The sequence below is a fragment of the Rathayibacter sp. VKM Ac-2835 genome, assembly GCF_013266705.1.
In the GTDB taxonomy this organism is placed as follows: Bacteria; Actinomycetota; Actinomycetes; order Actinomycetales; family Microbacteriaceae; genus Rathayibacter.
In genome coordinates this window covers 562,237-586,042 of sequence record NZ_JABSNQ010000001.1, presented here as the reverse complement: position 1 = coordinate 586,042, position 23,806 = coordinate 562,237, and the positions used below count along the sequence as shown (strand labels likewise).

Genomic DNA, 23,806 nt, shown 5'->3' with positions numbered 1-23,806 from the left:
ATGGCCAAGCAGTGGCGCGGAGTCCTGCACGAGTACGCGGACCGCCTGGATGTCACCGAGGCGACCCCCGTCATCACGCTCGGCGAGGGCGGCACCCCGCTCATCCCGGCGGCGGCTCTCTCGGCCCGCACGGGCGCGAAGGTCTGGGTCAAGTACGAGGGCATGAACCCGACCGGCTCCTTCAAGGACCGCGGCATGACCATGGCGATCTCGAAGGCCGTCGAGCACGGCGCGAAGGCCGTCATCTGCGCCTCGACCGGCAACACCTCCGCCTCGGCCGCGGCCTACGCGACGCACGCCGGCATCACCGCCGCGGTGCTCGTCCCCGAGGGCAAGATCGCGCTCGGCAAGCTCAGCCAGGCGATCGCGCACAACGCGCAGCTCTTGCAGGTGCAGGGCAACTTCGACGACTGCCTCGACATCGCTCGCGACCTCGCGAAGAACTACCCGGTGCACCTGGTCAACTCGGTGAACCCCGACCGCATCGCCGGTCAGAAGACCGCCGCCTTCGAGGTCGTCGAGGTCCTCGGCGACGCGCCGGACTTCCACATCGTCCCGGTCGGCAACGCCGGCAACTACACCGCCTACTTCCGCGGCTACTCCGAGGAGCTCGAGCGCGGCGAGTCGACGAAGCTGCCGCGCATGTTCGGCTTCCAGGCCGAGGGCTCCGCGCCGATCGTCCACGGCGCTCCGGTCCGCCACCCCGAGACCATCGCCAGTGCGATCCGGATCGGCAACCCCGCCTCGTGGGAGCTCGCGCTCAACGCGCGCAGCGTGAGCGACGGCTACTTCGGCGCCATCAGCGACGCGAAGATCCTCGAGGCGTACCGCATCCTCGCGGGCGAGGTCGGCGTCTTCGTCGAGCCCGCCTCCGCGATCAGCGTCGCCGGCCTGCTCGAGCGCGCCGAGGCGGGGGCGATCCCCAAGGACGCGACCGTCGTGCTGACCGTCACCGGCCACGGCCTGAAGGACCCGCAGTGGGCCCTGCGCACCGCGGACGGCGAGGACATCACTCCGACCGTCGTGCCCGTGGACACCGCCGCGATCGCTGACGTGCTGGGGCTGGCCGGCGCATGACCTCGGCGGTTCCCGTCGGCCGCACCGTGCACGTCAAGGTCCCGGCGACCTCGGCGAACCTCGGCCCCGGGTTCGACACGCTCGGCCTCGCGCTCTCGTCCTACGACGAGCTCGACGTCGTCGCCGTCGCGGCGACGGGCGCCCGGGTCGCGGTGCACGGCGTGGGCGAGGGCGAGGTGCCGACCGACGAGACGAACCTCGTCGTGCAGGCCATCGCCTACACCTTCGCCGACCAGCGGCAGGAGATGCCGGGCATCGACGTGACCGCGCGCAACATCATCCCGCACGGCCGCGGAATGGGCTCCTCGGGAGCCGCGATCGTCTCCGGGATCATGGCGGCCAAGGGGCTGCTCGACGGCATCGTCGAGCTCGACTCCGACGATCTGCTCCGCATCGCGACCGAGATGGAGGGGCACCCCGACAACGTCGCGCCGGCGCTCTTCGGCGGTCTCACCATCGCCTGGGTCGAGCCCGGCGCCGAGGGCGGACCCGAGGCGCCGCTGCGGCCGCGCTCCAAGAAGCTGATGGTGCACCGCGGCGTCTCGCCGGTCGTCTTCGTGCCCGAGCACACCATGTCGACCCGACTGGCGCGCTCGCTGCAGCCGATCAGCGTGCCGCACGAGGACGCCGTCTTCAACGTCTCGCGCTCGTCGCTGCTGATCGCGGCCCTCATCCAGAGCCCCGAGCTGCTGTTCGCGGCGACCGAGGACAAGCTGCACCAGAACTACCGCGCGGCCGCGATGCCGCAGACCTCCGAGCTGATCGCGCTGCTGCGATCGCACGGCTACGCGGCCGTCGTCTCCGGCGCCGGACCGAGCGTCCTGGTGCTGTGCAGCGACCCCGCGCAGCGCCTCGCCGCCGCGGATCTGGTCGCGAAGGAGGCGCAAACTCCCTGGCGCGCCCACATGCTGGCCGTCGACTTCAAGGGTGCTACAGTGGGGATCGCATCCAGAGGAGCCGCGTAACGAGCGGAATCTGTCCGACGGATCGTCCCGATAATCACGGCCATCACATCGTGTGAAGGGCGCCCCTGCTTCTCGTGCAGACCAGCGCCTGGTCGCTCGTGCCCTCTCTGCGCTTCCCAGGCAGGTCGAGCCGGCGACCGAGAGCATCGCGTGGATCAGAACTCGCGATGGACCCGCACGGCTGATGTGCTCTCCCGGTGAGCGATCGCTCCCGGGGGGAAGGAACCCCTCTCCAGTGACAGATGTCAACACCCGCGGCACCGCCGCGGACAACGCCGATCTCGCCGGCCTCCGCGTCGCCGAGCTGCAGGCTCTCGCGACGAGCCTCGGCATCGGCGGAGCCTCCAAGCTCCGCAAGGGCGAGCTCGTCTCGGCCATCTCGGACCTCCGCGCCGGCGCGGACTCCGAGGTCGCCGCCGAGCCCGCTGCTCCCGCCGAGGAGCAGGCTCCCGCCGAGCCCTCGATCGCCGAGCAGGCCTTCGCCGAGCCGGCCGAGGCCGAGCCCGTCGTCGACGGCACCAGCGTCGAGGCCGAGCCCGCCGATGTGGCCGAGCAGAGCGCCCCGGTGCTCGAAGCCCCCGCCGAGGTGCCCGCGCCCGCCGAGAGCACGGAGGCGGACACCGCCGACGTCCTCGAGCAGGCCGCCGCCACGGTCGAGGAGCCCGCGCCCGTCGCCGCCGAGGCGGCTCCGGTCGAGCTCGAGCTCCCCGTCGCCGCCGAGCCGGTCGCCGAGCCCGCCGAGCGCACGCCGCGTCGCCGCGGCTCGCGTCGCGCCTCCAGCGGCACGGTCGCCGCCGGCGAGCACGTCAACATCCCGGCCGGCAGCGGTGTCGAGTCGCTCATCCCCGAGCTCCCGCCCGTCCTCGAGCAGGCCCCCGACGCCGAGCAGGCGCCGCGACCGGTCATCGAGATCGAGCTGCCCAACGGCCCGGAGTCGGACGACTCCTCCCGCGAGGGCGGCCAGCGCGAGCGTCGCGGACGCCGTCGCAGCCGCGGCGGCAGCGCCGAGCAGAGCGAGCAGCCCGAGACGACCGAGGCCGTCGAGTCCTCCACCGAGGACGCCGGCGACGATGCGGACTCCGGCGACCGCCATGACGACCAGCATGGCTCCGGCGAGCAGCAGAACGGCGGCGACCAGCAGGGCACCGGCCGCGGCCGCAACCGCCGCAACCGCAACCGCCGCGGCGAGGACCGCCAGTCGAACGACGGCCAGCAGAACGGCCAGGGCGGCAGCGCTCAGGGCGGCAACGGCCAGAACGGCGGCGCGCAGAACGGCAACGGCCAGAACGGCGGCGGCCAGAACACCGCCGCGCAGAACGGCAACGGCCAGGCGCCGTCGAACCAGGGCGGCCAGAACCAGGGCGGCAACGGCCAGAACGCGCAGGGCCCCTCGCAGAACGGCCAGCAGGCCGACGGCGAGGACGGCCGCCGCAGCCGCTACCGCGACCGCAAGCGCCGCGGGGGAGCGGCCGGCGACGACTTCGAGCCCGAGATCAGCGAGGACGACGTCCTCATCCCGGTCGCCGGCATCCTCGACGTCCTCGACAACTACGCCTTCGTGCGCACCACGGGCTACCTGCCCGGTGTCAGCGACGTCTACGTCTCGCTCGGCCAGGTCAAGAAGTACAACCTGCGCAAGGGCGACGCGGTCGTCGGCGCCATCCGCCAGCCCCGCGAGGGCGAGGGCGGCGGACGCCAGAAGTACAACGCGATCGTCCGCGTCGACTCGATCAACGGCCAGACCGTCGAGGAGGCCGCCGCGCGCGTCGAGTTCCACGACCTCACGCCGCTGTACCCGACCGAGCGCCTGCGCCTCGAGACGGAGCCGGGCAAGCTGACCCAGCGGATCATCGACCTCGTCGCCCCGATCGGCAAGGGCCAGCGCGGCCTGATCGTCGCGCCGCCCAAGGCCGGCAAGACGATCGTCCTGCAGCAGATCGCGAACGCGATCGTGCAGAACAACCCCGAGGTCCACCTCATGGTCGTGCTCGTCGACGAGCGCCCCGAGGAGGTCACCGACATGCAGCGCACCGTGCGCGGCGAGGTCGTCGCCTCCACGTTCGACCGCCCCGCGGAGGACCACACCACGGTCGCCGAGCTGGCCATCGAGCGCGCCAAGCGCCTCGTCGAGTTGGGCCACGACGTCGTCGTGCTGCTCGACTCGATCACCCGCCTCGGCCGCGCCTACAACGTGACCGCCGCTCCCTCGGGCCGCGTGCTCTCGGGTGGCGTCGACGCGTCGGCGCTGTACCCGCCGAAGAAGTTCTTCGGCGCGGCGCGCAACATCGAGAACGGCGGCTCGCTCACCATCCTCGCGACGGCGCTCATCGAGACCGGCTCGAAGATGGACGAGGTGATCTTCGAGGAGTTCAAGGGCACCGGCAACATGGAGCTCCGCCTCTCGCGTCACCTCGCCGACAAGCGGATCTTCCCCGCCGTCGACGTGAACGCGTCGGGCACCCGCCGCGAGGAGATGCTCCTCAGCTCGGACGAGGTCAAGATCACCTGGAAGCTGCGCCGCGCCCTCGCCGGTCTCGACCAGCAGCAGGCGCTCGAGATCATCCTGTCCCGCCTCAAGGAGACGTCGTCGAACGTCGAGTTCCTGATGCAGGTCTCGAAGTCCGCCGTCGGCCCGACCATCGCGAACCACGGCAACGGCCACCACTAGCTGCCCCGACGTCCGCGGTCGCCCCTCACCGGGGCGGCCGCGGACGTTTTCGCGTCCCAAGGCACCTGCGGTGCGGCTCCGCAGTCGAGAAGCCCGTGCAGCGGGCCGCCCTGTTCTTCATACAGCCCGCGAAGCGGGCCGCTCATGCTGGTCGAGCAGCCCGCGCAGCGGGCGTATCGAGACCCGCCCCGCCGCGCACGTCGGTCTCGATACGGCGCCTGCCGCACCTACTCGACCGGCGAGTACTGCCCACCACCCCAGACGATCCCCGGAAACCAGGAACCCCATGTTCGAATCCGTCAGCGTCCTCTTCGCCGAGCACGAGGACCTCCAGACGCAGCTGTCCGACCCCGCCCTGCACGCGGACGCCGCGCGCGCGAAGAAGGTCAACCGCCGCTACGCCGAGCTGAGCCAGATCAAGGCGGCCCACGCCGCCTGGATCCAGGCGGGCGAGGACCTCGAGGCCGCCCGCGAGCTCGCCCGCGAGGACGACGCCTTCGCCGAGGAGGTCCCGGAGCTCGAGGAGTCCCTCCGCGTCGCGCAGGAGAAGCTGCGCCGCCTGCTCATCCCGCGCGACCCCGACGACGGACGCGACGTGATCATGGAGATCAAGGGCGGCGAGGGCGGCGCCGAGAGCGCGCTGTTCGCGGCGGACCTGCTCCGGATGTACCTGCACTACGCGGAGGCGAAGGGCTGGAAGACCGAGATCCTCGATCGCGACGAGTCCGACCTCGGCGGCTACAAGAACGTCCAGGTCGCCATCAAGAGCAACGCGACCGACCCGTCGCAGGGCGTCTGGGCGCACCTGAAGTACGAGGGCGGCGTGCACCGCGTGCAGCGCGTCCCCGTGACGGAGTCGCAGGGCCGCATCCACACCTCGACCACCGGCGTGCTCGTCTTCCCCGAGGTCGACGCCCCCGAGGAGGTCGCGATCAGCCAGAACGATCTCAAGATCGACGTCTACCGCTCCTCGGGCCCCGGCGGCCAGTCGGTCAACACCACCGACTCCGCGGTCCGGATCACCCACCTCCCGACCGGCATCGTCGTCTCGATGCAGAACGAGAAGAGCCAGCTGCAGAACCGCGAGGCCGGCATGCGCGTCCTGCGCGCCCGCATCCTCGCCCGCCAGCAGGAGGAGATCGCCGCCGCCGCCTCCGACGCGCGCAAGACGCAGATCCGCACGATGGACCGCTCCGAGCGCATCCGCACCTACAACTTCCCCGAGAACCGCATCGCCGACCACCGCACCGGCTACAAGGCCTACAACCTCGACGGCGTGATGAACGGAGCGCTCGACCCCGTCGTCGAGAGCGCGATCCAGTTCGACGAGGAGGCCCGCCTGGCCGACATCGGCTCCGACGAGTCGTGAGCACGGTGACGATCGACCTCGACGCGCGCGCTCTCCTCGCGGACGCCGTCGCCCGGCTGACCGCGGCGCGCGTCCCCACCCCGGACGTCGACGCCGAGCTGCTGCTCGGCCACCTGCTCGGCCTCGGCCGCGGGTCGCTGCAGGCACGGCTGATCACCGGTCTCGCGCTCGACGAGGCGACCCGGGACGCCTTCGACCACGCCGTCGAGCGCCGGGCCTCGCGCGAGCCGCTTCAGCACATCACCGGCGTCGCGCCGTTCCGCTCGCTCGAGCTCGCGGTCGGCCCCGGCGTCTTCGTGCCGCGACCCGAGACGGAGGGAGTCGCGCAGCTCGCCATCGACGCCCTCCGCGCCGTGGCCGACGAGTCGCCGATCGCCGTCGACCTCGGCACCGGCAGCGGGGCGCTGGCGCTCGCGCTCGCGCACGAGGTCCCGCACGCGCGGGTCGTCGGCGTCGAGAACTCCGTCGACGCCTTCCTCTGGGCGCGCGGCAACCGCGACCGCCTGGGCCTCGAGAACGCCCGGATCGTCTTCGTCGACCTCGCGGATGCGCTGCCCGAGCTCGACGGCACGGTGTCCGTCGTCGTCTCCAACCCGCCGTACATCCCGTCGGCGGCGATCCCGCGCGACATCGAGGTGCAGCGCTACGACCCGCCGGCCGCGCTCTACGGCGGCGAGGACGGGCTCGACGTCGTGCGCGCGCTGTCGCGCACCGCGCTGCGGCTGCTGCGGGCCGGGGGAGTGCTCGTGATCGAGCACGGCGAGCTGCAGGGGGCGGAGATCCGCGCGCTGCTGACGGCCGACGGCTGGCGCGGGGCGACGACGCAGCGGGATCTGACCGGGCGCGATCGGTCGACGGTGGCGGTGCGCTGAGGCAGAAGGGGCCCCGTACCTTTCGGTTCGTGGGCGTTGTGAGGCCGTCACACCGCGTGATCCTTTCCGTCAGCGGCGGGAGCGGCGGACCTCGGTGATCAGCTGCGCGACCGCCCGTGACGCGGCCGGCGCCCCGCGGAGGAGGCGCTGGAGCCGTACCCGCGTGCGCCCTGCCGCTGTGTCCGTCGTCGAGGGGCGCATGCGCAGCAGATCTGCGCGCTGCGGCCAGACCGCGTGGCGGATCGTGACGATCCGGCGCCAGCCTCGCTGCCGCCGGATGATGCTGGTCCACATGTAGCCGGTGCTCGCTCCTGCCGCCACGCGCCGGGTCCACTCCATCAGCGCGGCGGCCTCCGCCGGGTCCGCGACGGGAGGCGCCGGTGTCGCCGAGATCGCGTCGAGCGCGCGGAGCACCTCGGCTAGCGTGTGCTCGGCCCCCGTACGGCGGGCGAGCGCTGCCAGATCGGCGCGCTGCTCAGCGTCGAGTGCGGCGTGCTCGAGGAGGTACGCCAGCTCGCGTGCGTGCCGGGCGTTGTCCGAGCGGCTCCTGAGCGCGTGCAGGCCCAGGACGAGCAGGCTACCGGCCCGGTCGGGGATGCTGCAGTCGCGCCCAGCGGCGGGCATCGTCACCCGTCGGCGCCACAGCTCGTCGAAGACGACGTCGCCCGGCGCGATGAAGCCGGGGAAGAAGCGGTGGACGTCGATGTCGCAGGGCCAGCGGGGATGGATGAGGGTGCGCGAGTGCTCGGTGTAGCGCGCACCGGCGAAGGTGCTGCGGCGTTGACTCCAGCCGTTCGCTTCGAGGAGTGCGCAGAACGACTCGAAGGCCGCCGGGTCGACCATGACGTCGACGTCGGAGGAGACGTGCCCATCCCGCAGCCCGAGGAACTGCAGCCCCGGCCCCTTGATGAAGAGGGCGCGCTGCGAGTGCTCCTCCGCGACCCAGGAGAGCCAGCCGTGCAGCAGGAGGACGGCGCTGGGCAGGTCGAGACTTCGAGCGCCGGTCATTCTTGGTCACCTGCACTCTGATCCGCGGCGAGGACGAGACCACGATCGCGGAGGGAGAGAACGAATTCCTCGACCGGGAGGGCTATCTCGGAGACGTCTGTCGAATAGAGTGCCGCCATCTTCTCGATGAGCGCCGCTAATGTGATCCCCTGAGAGGAGGCACAGATCTCGTCCCAGATGTCCAGTCCCGAGCCGGAGATCTCCACGGCATCCTCGAGCGGTTCGCGCAGTGGCACGAGAAAAGCCCTCTCGGCTCTTTCGACGCTCACCGCGGCTGAAGCTGTCCACTTACCATTCACGGAGAACTCGGTCTTCCCTTCACCCCTCGAAGGAGCCGATACGGATGAGAGCGGCCATCGACTGGCGGAGCTCTCGCGCGGGCCTCGGACGGCGGGCGGAGAGAGCGGCGGCGGCGCTCGACCCCGAACTTAGCAGGATCACGCGGCTTGACCACCTGTCGGGGGGTGCCGAAGGAATGCAGACGGCTCCGTTCGGCCGGGCGACGATCCCTCCATTTGAGCGCCTCCGAACGGGGGACACGAACTGAGAGAATATCGCTTCAGAGCGCCGTGAGGGCCATCTCTGGAAGGTAGAGTTCGAAACTCCGCGGGCAATGCCGACCGCTTCTCATACATCTATCCGAGTATCGATCTGGCCTTTCTAAGGTCTTATCGCGAAGGGATCCATGAAAGCGCTCGTCACTGGTGCGGCCGGCTTCATCGGCTCGACGATCAGCCGCCGCCTCCTGGCCGACGGCTGGGATGTCGTCGGTGTGGACGCGTTCACCGACTATTACGACGTCTCATTGAAGCGAGCCAATGCCGCGAAGAACGTCGCGGCCGGACTGACGCTCGTGGAGGCAGATCTGACGACGGTCGAGCTCGGTCCGTTGCTCGACGGCGTCGACGTCGTCTTCCATCAGGCAGGCCAGCCGGGCGTGCGCGGCTCCTGGAAGGAGGGCTTCGCTCCCTATCTGTCCCGGAACATCGGCGCGACGCAGCGGCTTCTCGAAGCGCTCCGCGACCACGATCGCCTGCAGCGCTTCGTCTACGCCTCCTCCTCGTCGATCTACGGCGACGCGGAATGCTTCCCTACCTCGGAGGCGACGCCCCCCTCGCCGGTCAGCCCCTACGGGGTTACCAAGCTCGCCGCCGAGCACCTCACCAGCCTCTACGGAACCAATTTCGGTCTGCCGACCACGTCGTTGCGCTACTTCACCGTGTACGGACCGCGCCAGCGTCCCGATATGGCGTTCACCCGCTTCGTCCGCTCCGCCGTGCTCGGCGACCCGATCGAGATCTACGGGACCGGCGAGCAGATCCGCGATTTCACCTTCGTCGAGGACATCGTCGAGGCCAACGTCCTGGCGGCGACGACCCCGACAGCTCCCGGCTCGGTCTACAACGTCGCGGGCGGGACGAGCGCCTCGGTGAACGAGGTGCTGCACTTCCTCGGCGAGCTGCACGGGGCGCCGCTGAACGTGTCGTACACCGACAAGGCGCTCGGAGACGTCGTGCGCACGGGCGGCGGGACCGACCGCATCGCGACCGAGCTCGGCTGGGCCCCGAAGGTCGACCTGAAGGAGGGACTCGCGCGCCACCTCGACTGGGCGTGCGAGACCTTCGGAGGGCGCGCGTGACGCTCACCGAAGACGAGCTGCGCACGCTGCCCCGGACGATCCGCACTCGCGCGGATCTCCGGGCGTTCGTGCTGGCCGACCAGATGGCGCACGGGGTGGCCGCCTGGCGGTTCGACTCGCGGTGGCGCCACCCGGTCGTGCACTACCAGCGGCTGCTCCGCCAGGTCGAGTTCCTTCGCGCGCAGAAGGGCGCCGCCGCTCGCGTCGCCCGCTTCATCGCACGGTTCCGCCTGCAGCGCGCCGGGCTGCGCACCGGGATCTCGATCGGCCCCGGCGTCTTCGGCCCGGGCCTCTCGATCGCGCACTACGGCACGCTCGTCGTGAACTCGCGGGCGCGAGTCGGGGCGTTCTGCCGAATCCACCCCACTGTCACGATCGGCATCGCGCAGGGCGGCGTGCCGACTATCGGCGACTTCGTCTACATCGGCCCGGGCGCGGTGATCTACGGGGCTATCACGATCGGCAACGGCGCGGTGGTCGGCGCGAACGCGGTGGTCAACCGCGACGTCGCGGCCGGCGTCACGGTCGCCGGCGCCCCCGCACGGGTGGTCGCGACCCGCGACTCCACCTCGCTGATGCCGGCGGCCTTCGCCCGCGTCGAGAGCGCGAAGCGATGAAGGTCGTCCTCCTCGTCCCCCGGTTCTCCGGCGGCGGGGCCGAGTTCGTCGCCCGGCAGTGGGCGCTGCACCTCGCCGCGAGCGGGGACACGGTTGTGGTCGCCGCGACGAAGCTCACCGGCGACGACGACATCCCGGCCGAGCTGCGGCTGGTCGCTCTCGACGGTCGCGGGACCGCGCGGAAGCTGCTGCAGCTGCGCCGGCTGCTCCGCACCGAGAAGCCGGACGCCGTGCTCGCGCTGATGCCGTACTGGAACCTTCTCGCGCTCTTCGCGACGCGACTGCTGCCCGGCCGCCCGCGCGTGCTGATCAGCGGCCGCAACATGGCCGTCCACCTCCGTCGCACCTTCGGCCCCGCCTACGCGGCGAAGCAGCTGCTGGCGCGTCTGGCGTACCGGTGGGCCGACGAGTTCGTCGCTATCTCGCATCCGGTCGCCGCCGAGGCGATCGCGCTCTACGGCCTGCCGCCCGCCTCCGTCTCCGTCGTGCTCAATCCGTCGCTGAAGACGGAGTCGGCCGCGGCCGTCGCGCCGCGGCACGACGACGGTCCCCTCGCGCTGGTCGCACCGGCGCGGCTGGTCGCGCAGAAGCGCCCGCAGCTGGTCGTCGAGACCGCGGTGGCCTGCCGCGAGCTGCACGGCCGCGAGGTGGTCGCGCACTTCTACGGCGTCGGGCCGCTGACGGAGCAGGTCCGCGCGCTCGCCGCGAAGCGCGGGGTCCCCGCCGTCTTCCATGGCTGGGTCTCCTCCTGGTCCGCCGATTTGCCCGCGAACGCCGTCGTCCTCCTCCCGTCGCTGTCCGAGGGCTTCGGCAACGTGCTCGTCGAGGCGGCCCGCGTGGGTGTGCCGAGCGTCGCCTCCTCGCAGGCGCTCGGCGTGGCCGACGCCATCGTCCCGCGGCTGACCGGAGTCCTCGTCGCCGGCGAGTCGGCCGCCGACTTCGCCGCCGGCGTGATCGAGGCCGCCGGCATGACCGTCGCCGGACACGAGTCGTGGCTGAGCTCGTTCACTCGCGCGTCGAGCGGCGCGGCTCTCCGCAGCCGCCTGGAGGCCGTGGTGATGCAGAAGTGAGCGAGCGAGGTGCCGGACGCACCGTCCTGAGCGCGTCGACCGGCACGCTCGTCGCACGCGTGCTCGGGTTCCTCCGCAACATCGCTCTGGCCGCGGCGCTCGGGACGGGCCTGGTCTCGGACTCCTACAACCTGGCCAACCAGGTGCCGAACCAGATCTTTCTGCTGCTGGGCGGGGGAGTGATCGCCGCGGTGTTCCTGCCGCAGCTCGCCACGCTGCGGGTGCGGTCGGAGCACGACGCGGACCGCTACGGCACGGTGCTGCTGGTCTGCTCGGCGGCGTTCGGCGTGGTCGTCAGCGGACTGCTGCTGGCGTTCTCCGGCCCGCTGATCTCTGTCCTCGGCGGCGGCAGCTGGGGATTCTCGCAGCGCGAGCTCACCCTCGCCTTCTTCCTCTGGTGCACGCCGCAGGTCGCTGCTGCGTCGGTCTTCACGGTCGCGTCGCAGCTGATGAACGCCCGAGGCCGCTTCACCTCGGTCAGCTGGCTGCCGGCGGTCTCGAGCGTGGGGGTGATCGCCGGGGCGATCGTCGTGATCGCCGCCGGTGACGTGAGCGCCGATTCTCCCGGCTCGGTCTCGCTCGTCGCCATCACCGTGCTGGGCGCGGCGACACTCGGCGGGACCGTCCTGCAGAGCGTCGTGCTCTGCGTCCTCCTCGGCCGCGCCGGCTTCCGGCCGAGCTGGGGGACGAGCGGGCTGCGCGGACTCGGACTCCGCCTCGCCGCTCGCACCGGTCTGCTCGCCGTCGCCTCGGCGGTCTGCTACCAGATCTCGAATCTGCTCACGGCGGCCTGGGCGGCTCAGGCCGGCGCGACAGCGGCCGACGCCGGTGCGGTCGGCTTCGGCTACTCGGCGCTCTTCTACGCGCAGGCGATCGTCTCGGTGGTGCAGGGCGTGGCGGTGTCGAGCCTCGCCTCGGTTCTGCTCCAGCGACTGTCCCGGCACTTCGCCGCGTCGAACGACGAGGAGGCCTTCAGCGAGCTGAGCGAGGCGCTGCTGCGGCTGGCCTCGTTCATCCTGCCGGTCGCCGGTCTGCTCGTCGCCGTCGGCCCCGGTTTGAGCGAGCTGATGTTCGCCCGCGGCGAGACGTCGACCGATTCCGCGCGGATCATCGGCGTGGTCCTGGCGGTCTTCGCCTCCAGCCTGCTGCCGTTCGCCTGGCACGTCCTGCTCATCCGCCCCTTCTACGCGAAGCACGACGGGATCCGCCCGCTCTACAGCGCCTTCGTCATCAACACGATCTGGGCCGGGACCGGTCTGGTGGGGCTCCTGGTCCTGCCTCCGCAGGGAGTGATCCTGGGCCTCGCCACCGGCTTCGCCCTGTCTTACTGGATCGACCTGCCGATCAAGCTGCGCTGGCTGCGGCTGCGCCTCGGCTTCCGCGTCGAGCCGGCCGTCAGCCGCGGCGTCGGACGCGGTGCGGTCGTCTCCTCGTCGCTGGCGGTCGTGATCGGAGCGCCGGGCTGGGTGCTGCTGTTCGTGCTCGACCCGCCGACCCTCGCCGTCCTCGGCGTCGTGGCCCTCCAGAGCCTCGTCTTCGTCGGCGCCTACGTGCTCCTGACCCGTCGCTCGTCGATCTCCCCCGTCGACCTCGTGCGCTGGTTGAAGAAATGACACCCCAGAGAAGGAACCCCCAGATGAGCACTCGCCTGATCGTCGAGCAGTTCGACCCGGTGCGCCCCAAGCCCGGCGGTATCGACACCTGCATCCGCGGCCTCGTCAAGTTCGCTCCCGACACCGAGATCATCCGCATCGCGGGTGTCGACGCGATCGGCGACAAGGTGCTCGGCGAGTGGAAGCAGTACGAGATCGGCGGTCGCCGCTTCGACTTCATGCCGGTTGTACGCCTCGACCACGCGGACTTGACTCGGCGTATCCCGCACTCGGTCCGCCTGGCCCGCGGGCTGAAGAAGTTCCTGCCGACCGCCGAGGTCGACACGGTGCAGACCCACCGTGTCAACGTCGGTGCCGTCGCGCTCCGGCACTTCCGTGGAACCCCGCACGTGCAGTTCATGCACAGCAGCGGCGACGCGAATCTCAAGCAGGGCAGCGTCTCGTTCTTCCGGCGGGCGCGCGGGCTCTACCGCTTCCTCGAGCGGCGGGTCGTGAGGCAGTCGCGCGCCGTCGTCATCTTCAGCAGCGGTGGTGCGGAGCGGCTGCGCCGGCAGTCCGCCTCCGTGCACTTCTCGCCGACCTGGTTCGACCCGACCGAGTTCTACCCGAGCGCGAGCGAGAGCAGCGAGAAGGTGAACGTGCTCTGGGCCTGCCGGATTGAGCCGGCGAAGAATCCCGAACTCGCGATCGCAGCCTTCGCTCTGCTCGACGAGCGCTTCCGCCTGACGGTGGCGGGCAGCGGCACGCTCGAGGGCCGCATGCGCGACGCCGCCGCCGCCGCCGGGATCGCGCACCGCGTCGACTTCCGGGGCGCCGTGCCCAAGGGCGAGGTCGGCGCGCTGATGCGTGAGCACGACCTGCTGCTGATGAGCTCTCGGTTCGAGGGCTTCTCACGCTCGATCGTCGAAGCGCTGGCCACCGGTCTCCCGGTGGCGACCACTCCCGGTGGCGATCCGAACGCGCTCATCGTCGAGGGAGTGAACGGCGCACGCGCCTCTCGCGACGATCCTGCGGAACTCGCCACGGCGGTGGAGCGCGCCAGCGCAGCGTCCGCAGCGGTCGCCCGCGCTTCCGTGGAGGAGCTCAACGCCCCCCTCATCGTCGACACGATCCTGAGCAAGTAGAAGAGGTGAGTATGAAGATCTTCGTTCCCGTGGTCGGGCAGTACGAGAACATCGGCGACATCGTCCTGCGGCGTGAGCTCGTCGAGTGGCTGAGCGGTATGGGGGAGATGCACGCGTACGTCGGTGCCTCGCCCGCCTCCTACGACGAGGCGCTCGACCTCCCCGCCGACGTGATCACCTACCGGAGCGTCGGCGGCTGGGCACGCGAGCTCGGCTCCTGCCTCCGCCGCGGCGAGTGCGTCGCCTACATCTACAAGCCGGGTGAGATTCAGCTCACCTGGCGCGGTCTGAAGGAGCACATCGGTCTGCTCCCGCTGGTCGTCGCCACTCGCCTGCGTGGGGGCCTGGTCATCAGGGTCGGAGCGGGGTCCCGCAATTTCGACCGCTGGCCGACGGCAGTGTTCCGCTCAACCCTCGCACTCAGCCACTACACGATGTGGCGTGACGTCCGCACGGCCGACCGGCTGGGCCACGGCGGCGTCATGCCGGACCTCGGCTTCGGCCAGGTGGGATCCGAGCACGCCGCGTCGACCGAGCGCACGCGCTTGACGGTGACGATGCGCGGCGACCGGGTGCCGCCCTCCCGGCAGTGGCGGCAGGCGATCGCCCGCATCGCCGAGGAGCGCGGGCTCCGACTGACCGTGGTTACCCAGGTGGAGCGTGACGAACCGCTGATGGCGGAGCTCGCCGGAGAATGGGACGCCGACTACGTCGCGTGGGGCTCCCGCTCGCACAAGGTGCAGGAGGCGGCGGTCCGCCGCGCGTTCGCGGAGTCGGCTCTTGTCGTCAGCGATCGCCTGCACGCGCTGATCGTCGCTGTCGCTGAAGGGGCTGCCGTCGCCTCGATGGCGGATACGCCGACGGACAAGATCGAGCGCCACTTCGCCGCGGCGGGCATCCCGATCGTCGTCTTCGATGCCAAGGGCCGCTCGACGGACGCCATCGCAGACGCTCTGCGCAGCGTCGACACCGACGCCTCGCAGCAGAGCGCTTTGCAGGGTGCGGTCGATCAGCTCGCCGTCGTCCGAACCGCTGTCCGCACTCTCCTGGAGGCCCGAGCATGATCGATCTCGCCGACGCGTTCCAGATGGATCGACCCCCGCGCCTCCTCCTCGCGGCATCGACAGGCGGTCACCTCGAACAGCTGTGGCGACTCTCCCGGGGTTCGTCGATCGACAGCGCCTCTGAGTGGGTGACCTTCGACTCACCTCAGGCCGACGGGCTGCTCGCGGGAGAGCCGCACCACTACATCCCGGAGATCCTCCAGCGCGACTTCCGGGGGGTGCTCGGCGCCCTTCCGCGTTTCCGCCGGATCCTCGCGGGCGGTGGTTTCGACGGCGTGGTGAGCACCGGTGCGGCGATCGCAGCGCCGGCGTTCCTCGCTGCGCGCTCCCTTCGGATTCCCACCCACTACATCGAGAGCGTCTCGCGCGTCGACGGTCCGTCGATGACCGGCCGCCTGGTCTCTCGGACTCGCCTGGCACGCACCGTATGGACGCAGCACGAGCACTGGTCCGACGCGAGGTGGGCGTACCGCGGTTCGGTTCTCGACTCCTTCGAGTCGTACACCGCGCGCGAGAGAGTCGCGGACCCGAGCGTCTTCGTGACCCTCGGCACGATCAAGAAGTATCCGTTCCCGCGGCCGGTCGCGGCGCTGTCTTCTCTCGTCGGTGAACGCTCGATCTGGCAGCTCGGTGTCACGCCGCCCGTACAGGGTCTCTCGGGCGAGGTGGTCGATTTCTTCTCGAGTGCACGCTTCGACCGGTCGGCGAGAGACGCCGACGTGGTCGTCAGTCATGCGGGTGTCGGCAGCGTCCTGCGATTACTCGAGCTTGGCATCTACCCGGTTCTGGTCATCCGGCGGTCCCGGAACGGTGAGCACATCGACGACCACCAGGCGCAGATCGCACGGCTCCTCGCCGAACGCGACCTGGCGCTGGTTCGGGAGGCCGACGAAGTGAGCCTCACCGACCTCGCGCTGGCGAGCTCGCGCAGGGTGCGACCATTCACCAGCAGCCTCGGCGTCGAGTCGAACGACGTGCTGGCATGACCCTCGTCGCACTCGGATTCGTCGGCATCGTCGGCGCGATCGTCCTGATGTTCATGCCGCGTCGACTCATGCCCGCCCTCGCTCTCGCGGTGCTCGTCGTCCTGCCCGTCGGCTACATGGATCTACCCAGGCTCGTCGGCCGCTACTTCTCGCCCGCGGTGATCATTCTCGCTGTCTGGATGATCAGGACCGCGCTCGGCAAGCGAGATGCTCTTGCTCGACCAGTGCGCGTCGGCACGCTGCTGTGGATCCCGGTCCTCGGGGCCCTCGCCGTCTCGGTGGGGCTCGGCCTGGACCCGTTCCTGTCGGTTGCGTGGGTGCTCGTGGCTCTTGTCTGCGTGATTCTGCCCTACCTCTACGGACGAACACGTCGCGACGAGACCTGGGCTTCGACGCAGAAGGCATATCTCTGGATCGGCGTCTTCGTCGGTGCGCTTGCCGTGCTCGACTTCGTCGCGGGCTTCAACCCGTGGTCGTCGCTCTTCTCCTACGACGTCACCGAGAAGGTCTGGTCGGTGTTCCGCACTCGCACGAGCCTGGGCCATCCGCTCGTGACGTCCACTGTTGCGACCGTCTGTGCGATGATCGCTCTCTTCGGCTCGGACAAGAACCGGTGGCTCCGCATCGCCGCCCTTGCCGGATCCGGTGCAGCGGTCATTCTCGCCGTCTCGCGAACCGGAGTTCTCGCCATCGCCATCGGTCTCGCGCTGGGCTGCCTCGTTCTCCTCTTCGGCGCCTCTCCCTCCAAGCGCACCCGGAGGATCACAGCGTTCTTCCTCATGATCTCCGCGCTCGGATTCCTCGGCGTCGTGACGAACTCTCCTTTGCTCGACCAGCGAAATGAGTCGTCGGGTGGGGTGAAGTCCACGGATTACCGAGAGCAGTCCACGGAAGTGGCCCTCGGCTTGATCGACGACAACTGGTTGATAGGGCTGGGTCCGAGTAATTCCGCAGCGGAGTTCTCCTCGATCTTCGACGGCCCGCTCGAGAACTCGGTCTTCCAGCTTCTGCTCTCACTCGGTGTGCCGCTCGCAGCCCTCGGGCTGGCGGCGATCGTGGTCATTGTGCTCCGGGTCTCGAAGCGCGGGGATGCTGGAGTCGCGGCTGGGATAGTCGCGTTCTCGGTCAGTCTCTCGGGCTTCAGTGCCATCGACGTCAACCCCGCCCTCCTCGCATTCCTGGCGCCGCTGATGTTCCGAGCAGGTCAGATCATCGGCGATCCATGGCGGGGCGCGGCGTCCGAGACACCTGACGAGTTGTCGGCCACTCCCGCAGGGCCTTCTCGCGGAACGCGTGTGTCTCGCCGATGATCCTGGCGGGGTTCCCGCCGACGATGGCGCCGGAGGGGACCGACTTCGTGACCACAGCGCCTGCGGCGACGATACACTCCGCCCCGATGGAGACACCCGGCATCACGATGGACCTGGCGCCGATGAAGGAGTCGTCGCCGATGGTGATGGGGGAGACGCGGTACCTCCGCCCCCGCTCATCGTTGGCGAGCCAGCCGGCGCCGTCGTGGGTGATGAAGAGGACCTCGCTGCTGACGGTAACGCGGTCACCGATGCTCAGCAGGTCGTACTCCGACCGGACCTGGCAGGAGATGATCCGGCAGCCGTCGCCGACCTGGACACCGAGCGCACGGGCAGCGGCCGAGCGGCCCAGGGCGCGGGAGAGGATCCGCCACCGCCACTGCGGCGGGAGGCGCTTCGTAAGGCTGGAGAGAAGAGGCATCGCTGGTCCTTTTCGGTCGGGAGAAGTAGCTGAATTCTAGTCGATAAGGTTGCACACAAATAGTCGTCACGGCCTCTCGGGAAAAGGTTGAGTGGCGTCATCGGCGTTCTCGATAGAAGTCCCGCTATCGTGGCGGATCATTCTTCTCCGCTGCATCCCGACGCGGCGTCCGACCCTTGTTCGACATTCTCTGCGGCTGTGCGATCGAGTCGTCCGGTCGTCCGCCGGTAACGTGGAGACCGTTCGCGGCCCTCCGGCATGGAGTGCGATCACCGCGCTCGAGCGCGATCACCGCGCTCGACCTGCAGCGCATCGAGAAGGGAGGGCGTGTGCCCGGCATCAGAAGAACGAACCGGTTCCGGCACCTGCTGACGGTCGTCGCCCTCGGAACAATGCTCGCGATCCTCGCCGCGTGCACACCGCGGCCGGAGCCGACCCCCTCGGACGGCCCGGCTCCGTCCACCGCTCCGGTGCCGCTGCAGTCGGCGGACACCGGGCTCTCGACCTACCTCGACGGTGCCTCCTACCTGCGCGGTGTGAATCTGTACACGCTCCAGCAGCAGCGGACGATCACGACCTCGCGAGTCGAGCCCGACAATCAGGCGACGTACGACTACCTCGCCGGCCGGGGAGTCTCGATCATCCGCCTCGCCGTGCCGTGGCAGCGACTGCAGCCCTGGAAACCGGGTGACGACGTCCGCGCGGCGCTGGACGCCCCCGTCGATCCCGCGTACCTGGATCTCCTCGAGGAGCAGGTCGAGCGCGCGGGAACGGCAGGGATCCGTCTCGTCCTGGACCTGCACAACAGCTGCGCCTTTCCCTGGGGCACCGGACCGCGGCCGAGGGGCACGATCTACTGCGGTGGCGACCTGACGACCGACGACGTGCTCAAGGTCTGGCGGGCGATCTCGGACCGCTTCAAGGATGACGAGCGCGTCGCCGCCTACAACCTGGTCAACGAGCCGCGCGGGAGCCTGACCGGGGCGTCCAGCTACTTCGAGTACATGCAGGCGGTCGTCGACGACCTCCGGGAGCGGGGCGACTCGCACGCGATCTGGATCGACTCCATCCTCCTGTCGAGCTTCGCCGAGGATGCGCCTGACGGCCCGCCGATCAACGATCCGCAGAACGCGATCGTCTACTCCCAGCACTTCTACCTGCACGACGGCACGCGCAAGAGCCTCCTCACGCGGATCACGTCCTTCGCGAAGTGGTGCTCCGGGTTCGGCGTGCACTGCACGATCGGCGAGCTCGGCTGGCAGTCCGAGTCCGGCGCCGAGGACCGCGAGAGCTTCGAGCTCGCCTATCGCATCGCGGATCGCTACCATCTCGACGTCACCTACTTCGCCGCGACGAGCGTCGAGGATCCGAAGGGGCTCATCGCCTACTCGGCGAAGCCGGGGAGCTCGACGATCTCGGTCCGGCATTCTCAGGCATCGGTCATCGAGGCGCACCCCTCCGGCTGACGGGCGCGCTCCTCCTCGGTGCACCGCCGACCGCTGCGACGCTCAGTTCTGGCAGGCCAGGTTCGACACCCCCACCGCGCCCGGATCGTTGTCGCAGCCGACGATGTTGCCGTGCACGTCGACGGTCATCCGTGCAAAGTACCCGCTCGGTGTCGTCCCGAAGGTGTTGCCGAACACTTCGTTGTCCCAGCCGAAGGCGTTCTCCGAGGCGTAGACCTGGATCCCGTCGCGGTGCGCGGTGACCACGGTGTTGCCGGTCACGACCCAGGAGTTGCCGAGGATCACGAGCGGCGAGAGGTGGTCGGCGCCCATTCCGGAGCTGTCGACCGAGTTGTCCACGATCCAGCCGTCGAAGGTGCCGGCCTTCGCCTCGATGGCCTCGGAGGTCGTATTGGTGATCGTGTTCCCGCTGATCATGTTGCGGTTCGACGCGTCGGGGAGACACTCGCTGTAGGTGCAGCGGTTCTCCTCGGCCGTCCCGACGTAGATCCCCTCGCCGAAGAGCGGTCGGACCCGCCCCGTCCGGTCGATCACGTTCCCGGAGACGACGCTGTCGGTCGTCGTCGAGCGGAGGTGGATGCCCTCGTCGCCGATGTTCTGGATTTTAAGATGTGAGACGACGACGTGGTCGCTGCCGACCACCATCACGCCCTTGGTCGAGTTGCGGACGGTGAAGCCGACCAGCTTGACGTGACTGACCGACGAGACGAGCAGCGCGCGCGCCTCGGAAGTCGAGCCCGGGTCGAGCACCGCATCGCGGCCGCCGCAGATCCAGACGGGCGCTGCCGCCGTCCCCGACTTCGAGACGGTGAAGGAGTCCGTGTAGACGCCCGCGGCTAGTCGGATGACCGTGCCCGGCTTCGCCGCGCTCAGCGCCGCTTTCAGCTGGGCGCCGGTCGTCACCGTCACCGTCGCCGCCGGGCAGTCGGCAAGCGCCGGGCTCTCGATCACCGGCATCGCCGGCGCCGTCAGCGACGCGGTCGGTGTGCCAGGCGACTCGTTCCCGCTGGTGTCCACCGCGATCACCTTGTACTTGAAGCGCCCGCTCGGAGTGAGACCCGCGTCGTAGTAGCTGGTCCCTGTCACCAGGGCGCTCTGCACCGGCGTCCAGGTGGTGCTCGTCGTCGGCGTCCGCAGCAGGCGGTAGCCGGCGACGTCGGAGTCCCTGCTCGCGGTCCAGCTGATCCGCGCGCCGGTGCCCTCGGGGCCGACGACGAGGCCGGTGGCCGCGGCCGGCGCCGTGACGTCGGGGACGACGAACGCGTCGAGGGTGATGTTGCGGCCGATCGCCTCGTCGCTCTTCGTCCCCGTGCGCACCACCCGGATCGTATGCACGGCGTCGCGGAGGCCCGCCACCCGGTAGACGGTCTGCTGATAGAGCGTGGTCGAGGAGTAGAGGTCGACGGAGGCGACCTTCTTCCCGTCCAGGAAGACCTCGGCGATCCCCGAGGACGAGTTCTTCCGCGCGATCCACGAGACCCCGGTGCCGGTGAAGGAGAGCTCCGCGTACCCCGCGGTCGTCAGCTGCGAGTAGCTGCCCGCGCTGTCCACGGGTGACGTGGCGATGCCCCAGGTGCCGGACAGCGTCACGGCGGAGGAGTCGTTCTCGTAGGTGCCCGGGGGGACCGCGTTCTGCGGCATGGTCACCGAGGCGCTCGCGCTGCGCGCGGACGCGTTCCCCGCCCAGTCGACGGCGACGACCTGGTAGCTGTAAGCGGCGCCGGGCTGCAATCCGTCGTCGAGGTGGTCGGTCCCCGCGACGCCCGCGGTCGGGGTGAGCAGGGTCCAGGTCGACGAGCCGGAGGGGGCGCGGTAGACCCGGTACCCCGTCACGTCCTTCTCGGGGCTCGCGGTCCAGCTGATCCGGGCGCCCGTCCCCTCCACGGCAGCGGCGACGCCCGTCGGGGTCGAGGGCGCGGTGACATCGGCCACGACGAGGGAGTCGAGGGTGATGTTGCGGCCGATCGCGCTGACGTTCTTGGTGCCGGTGCGGACGATCCGCAGCGTGTGCGCGGTGTCGGCGAGTCCGTCGATCCGATAGACGGTCTGCCGGTACTGGGTGGAGGCGGAGTAGAGGTCGACGGTGTCGACGGAGCGGCCGTCGAGGAGCACCTCCGCGATGCCCGACGACGAGTTGCGCCGCGCCGTCCAGCTGATGCCGGTGCCCTCGAAGGACAGCTCGGCGTAGCCCGCGGTGGTCAGCTGGGCGTAGCTGCCGCCGCTGTCCATCGTCGAGGAGACGGTGGTCCAGGTGCCGGTCGTGGTGATCGCGGAGGATCCGTTCTCGTACAGGCCGGGCGGGACGGCACGGAGCGCCATCGTCGTGCTCGTGGTCGCGGTGCGCGCGGAGGTGTTCCCCGACGCGTCGAACGCGGTCAGCTGGTACGAGTAGGTCACTCCCGGCTGCAGATCGCTGTCGACGTGACTGGTTCCGCTGACGCCGTCCGCAGGGCTGATCCGCGCGAAGGTCGAATCCGTGGCGCGGTAGACCTCGTAGCCCGCGACGTCCGGCTCCGGGCTCGCCGTCCAGCTGATCCGCGCACCGGTGCCCTCCTGCGTCGCGGTGAGGTCCGTCGGCGGCGACGGCGCCGTGATGTCGGGCACGACGAACGCGTCGAGGGTGATGTTGCGTCCGCTCGCCGCCTCGCTCTTGGTCCCCGTGCGCACCACGCGGAGGGTGTGCGTCGTGTCGGTCAGTCCGTCGACCCGGTACGCGGTCTGCCGGTACTGCGTGGACGCCGAGTACAGGTCGACCGTCGCCACGGAGACGCCGTCGAGCAGCACCTCGGCGATGCCGGACGAGGCGTTCTTCCTGGCGACCCAGGAGACGCCCGTCCCGGTGAAGGAGAGCTCCGCGTAGCCCGCGGCGCCGAGCTGCGAGTAGGAGCCGCCGCTGTCCATCGACGAGGAGACCACGGTCCAGGGACCGGAGCGGGTGACGGCGGCGGAGTCGTTCTCCCAGGTGCCGGGGAGGACGGCGGCGATCGCGGTCGTCACCGCGGCGGAGGCGCTCCGCACCGAGGTGTTCCCCGAGCCGTCGAAGGCGACGACCTGGTAGCGGTAGCCGGTGCCCGGCTGCAGCGACTCGTCGAGGAGGCCGAGCTCGGTCGTGCCGGCGGCGGGCGTGATCTCCGTCCAGGCAGCGTCGGCGTCGACCGCTCGGTAGACGCGGTAGCCGACGGTGTCCGCGTCGGCGCTCGCGGACCAGGAGACGCGCGCTCCTGTCGATTCGGGGACCGCGGAGACGTCGGCGGGAGTCGCCGGCGCGGTGATGTCGGGGATCACGAAGGAGTCGAGGGTGATGTTCCGGCCGATGGCGCTGTCGTTCTTCGCGCCGGTGCGCACGACTCGGAGCGTGTGCACGCCGTCCGCGAGCCCGTCGACCCGGTAGACCACCTGCCGGTACGCGGTCGTCCCCGCGTAGAGGTCGACGGTGGCGACCGTCGTCCCGTCCAGGAGCACGTCCGCGGTTCCGGAGGACTGGTTCTTCCGGGCGATCCAGGAGACGCCGGTGCCGGTGAAGGAGATCTCGGCGTACCCGGCGGCACCCAGCTGCGAGTAGGAGCCGCCGCTGTCCATCGACGACGCGACGGCGCTCCACCCGCCCGAGAGAGTGACGGCGGCGGAGTCGTTCTCGTACGTCCCCGGCGCGACGGCGTTAAGTGGCAGAACTACCGAAGCGACACCGCTACGAGGCGATACGTTGCCGGCCGCGTCGACCGCAGCCACCTGATACGAATAGCCGCCCCCGGGCGCCAGTCCCTCGTCGAGCAGATCGGTTCCACTCACCCCGCCGTCGTCGGTCAATCGCGACCACTCGGTGCTGCCACTCGCCGCGCGGAACACCTGGTAGCCCGTGACGTCGCTCTCGGGGGCCGCTGTCCAACCGACCCGTGCGCCCGTTCCCTCCGCCGTCGCAGTGACGCTCGTCGGCGCGGATGGCGGAGTGATGTCCGAGACAATGAGGGAGTCGAGCGTGATGTTCCGGCCGATGGCGCTGTCGTTCTTGGTGCCGGTGCGCACGATGCTGAGGGTGTGCTCGCCGTCCGCGAGGCCGTCGACGCTGTAGACGGTCTGCCGGTACTGGGTGGTCGCCGAGTAGAGATCGACGGTGGTGACCTTCGCGCCGTCGAGGTAGACGTCCGCGAATCCGGAGGACTGGTTCTTCCGCGCGATCCAGGCGATGCCGGTCGCCGCGAAGGTGATCTCGGCCGCCCCGGCCGTCGAGAGCTGCGCATAGGTCCCGCCGCTGTCCATCGTCGAGGCGACCGTGTTCCAGGTGCCTGTCAGCGTTAAGGCGGGGGAGTCGTTCTCGTAGGTTCCCGGGGTCGCACTGGAGACCGCTGCGGAGGCAGGAGCGGCTCCGAGCGGCATCAGCCCCACCGCGAGCGTGGCGGCGAGGATTAGGGCGAGCGGTGCACTGCGTCGGGCACGTCGTAGCATGGGCCTCTGCCTTCGGCGAGGGGCGGAGCCGCGGCTCCTCCGTGATGCGGGACGGAGGATCGGGAGGGCGGCCACCCGAGGGTGATGGGATGCG

General features: G+C 70.2%; 18 protein-coding genes. 14 read left to right on the top strand and 4 right to left on the bottom strand.

Features of this window, described 5'->3' with window-relative positions:
- The 5 genes from thrC to prmC all read left to right on the top strand — a co-directional run bounded on the left by thrC (position 1) and on the right by prmC (position 6,951).
- Entirely contained in the window at positions 1 to 1,077 is a 1,077-nt protein-coding gene (gene thrC / locus HRK28_RS02695) for a threonine synthase (RefSeq protein WP_160088351.1), read from the top strand.
- A complete protein-coding gene (gene thrB, locus HRK28_RS02690) occupies positions 1,074 to 2,042 on the top strand; it encodes a homoserine kinase (protein ID WP_173250346.1) in 969 nt (322 codons plus the stop codon). The genes thrC and thrB overlap by 4 nt, the downstream gene beginning before the upstream one ends.
- Positions 2,043 to 2,277: 235 nt before the next feature.
- Positions 2,278 to 4,710 (top strand): transcription termination factor Rho, encoded by a 2,433-nt coding sequence (gene rho, locus HRK28_RS02685; RefSeq protein ID WP_367948326.1) that lies wholly within the window; start codon positions 2,278 to 2,280, stop codon positions 4,708 to 4,710.
- A 286-nt stretch (positions 4,711 to 4,996) separates the two neighbouring features.
- Entirely contained in the window at positions 4,997 to 6,079 is a 1,083-nt protein-coding gene (gene prfA, locus HRK28_RS19920) for a peptide chain release factor 1 (protein ID WP_160088357.1), read from the top strand.
- A 5-nt stretch (positions 6,080 to 6,084) separates the two neighbouring features.
- Positions 6,085 to 6,951: a peptide chain release factor N(5)-glutamine methyltransferase gene (prmC, locus tag HRK28_RS19915; RefSeq protein WP_367948362.1), complete on the top strand. Its 867-nt coding sequence runs from the start codon at positions 6,085 to 6,087 to the stop codon at positions 6,949 to 6,951.
- Between the two features lie 69 nt (positions 6,952 to 7,020).
- On the opposite strand, the gene HRK28_RS02675 is transcribed toward prmC, so the two are convergent.
- On the bottom strand, positions 7,021 to 7,959 hold the full coding sequence (locus HRK28_RS02675; RefSeq protein ID WP_173250344.1) for a nucleotidyltransferase family protein: 939 nt from the start codon (positions 7,957 to 7,959) through the stop codon (positions 7,021 to 7,023).
- Positions 7,956 to 8,258 (bottom strand): PqqD family protein, encoded by a 303-nt coding sequence (locus HRK28_RS19910; protein WP_173250343.1) that lies wholly within the window; start codon positions 8,256 to 8,258, stop codon positions 7,956 to 7,958. The genes HRK28_RS02675 and HRK28_RS19910 overlap by 4 nt, the downstream gene beginning before the upstream one ends.
- Before the next feature lie 386 nt (positions 8,259 to 8,644).
- On the opposite strand from HRK28_RS19910, the gene HRK28_RS02665 reads away from it, so the two are divergent.
- Genes HRK28_RS02665 through HRK28_RS02630 form a run of 8 tightly spaced genes read left to right on the top strand, consistent with a single transcriptional unit; the run spans position 8,645 to position 17,382 of the window.
- Positions 8,645 to 9,598: an NAD-dependent epimerase/dehydratase family protein gene (locus HRK28_RS02665; protein WP_173250342.1), complete on the top strand. Its 954-nt coding sequence runs from the start codon at positions 8,645 to 8,647 to the stop codon at positions 9,596 to 9,598.
- Positions 9,595 to 10,215, top strand: coding sequence for a serine acetyltransferase (locus HRK28_RS02660; RefSeq protein WP_173250341.1), 621 nt, complete (start codon positions 9,595 to 9,597; stop codon positions 10,213 to 10,215). Before HRK28_RS02665 ends, HRK28_RS02660 begins: the two co-directional genes overlap by 4 nt.
- Complete coding sequence (locus HRK28_RS02655) at positions 10,212 to 11,285, top strand: glycosyltransferase (protein ID WP_173250340.1); 1,074 nt, start codon at positions 10,212 to 10,214, stop codon at positions 11,283 to 11,285. Before HRK28_RS02660 ends, HRK28_RS02655 begins: the two co-directional genes overlap by 4 nt.
- Positions 11,282 to 12,898: a lipid II flippase MurJ gene (gene murJ / locus HRK28_RS02650; RefSeq protein WP_173250339.1), complete on the top strand. Its 1,617-nt coding sequence runs from the start codon at positions 11,282 to 11,284 to the stop codon at positions 12,896 to 12,898. The genes HRK28_RS02655 and murJ overlap by 4 nt, the downstream gene beginning before the upstream one ends.
- A 23-nt stretch (positions 12,899 to 12,921) precedes the next feature.
- Positions 12,922 to 14,022, top strand: coding sequence for a glycosyltransferase family 4 protein (locus HRK28_RS02645; RefSeq protein WP_173250338.1), 1,101 nt, complete (start codon positions 12,922 to 12,924; stop codon positions 14,020 to 14,022).
- Between the two features lie 11 nt (positions 14,023 to 14,033).
- Positions 14,034 to 15,086, top strand: coding sequence for a polysaccharide pyruvyl transferase family protein (locus tag HRK28_RS02640; protein ID WP_173250337.1), 1,053 nt, complete (start codon positions 14,034 to 14,036; stop codon positions 15,084 to 15,086).
- The gene (locus HRK28_RS02635) at positions 15,083 to 16,072 is read left to right on the top strand and encodes a glycosyltransferase (protein ID WP_173250336.1); all 990 of its coding nucleotides are present in this window, start codon (positions 15,083 to 15,085) and stop codon (positions 16,070 to 16,072) included. The genes HRK28_RS02640 and HRK28_RS02635 overlap by 4 nt, the downstream gene beginning before the upstream one ends.
- Positions 16,069 to 17,382, top strand: coding sequence for an O-antigen ligase (locus HRK28_RS02630; RefSeq protein ID WP_173250335.1), 1,314 nt, complete (start codon positions 16,069 to 16,071; stop codon positions 17,380 to 17,382). The genes HRK28_RS02635 and HRK28_RS02630 overlap by 4 nt, the downstream gene beginning before the upstream one ends.
- On the opposite strand, the gene HRK28_RS02625 is transcribed toward HRK28_RS02630, so the two are convergent.
- A complete protein-coding gene (locus HRK28_RS02625) occupies positions 17,282 to 17,803 on the bottom strand; it encodes an acyltransferase (RefSeq protein WP_173250334.1) in 522 nt (173 codons plus the stop codon). The genes HRK28_RS02630 and HRK28_RS02625 overlap by 101 nt on opposite strands.
- A 329-nt stretch (positions 17,804 to 18,132) precedes the next feature.
- Between HRK28_RS02625 and HRK28_RS02620 the strand changes: the two genes are divergently transcribed.
- Positions 18,133 to 19,269 (top strand): cellulase family glycosylhydrolase, encoded by a 1,137-nt coding sequence (locus tag HRK28_RS02620; RefSeq protein ID WP_173250333.1) that lies wholly within the window; start codon positions 18,133 to 18,135, stop codon positions 19,267 to 19,269.
- Between the two features lie 42 nt (positions 19,270 to 19,311).
- Here HRK28_RS02620 and HRK28_RS02615 read toward each other — a convergent pair whose 3' ends face one another.
- Positions 19,312 to 23,643, bottom strand: coding sequence for a fibronectin type III domain-containing protein (locus HRK28_RS02615; protein ID WP_217274380.1), 4,332 nt, complete (start codon positions 23,641 to 23,643; stop codon positions 19,312 to 19,314).
- Positions 23,644 to 23,806: the final 163 nt, after the last annotated feature.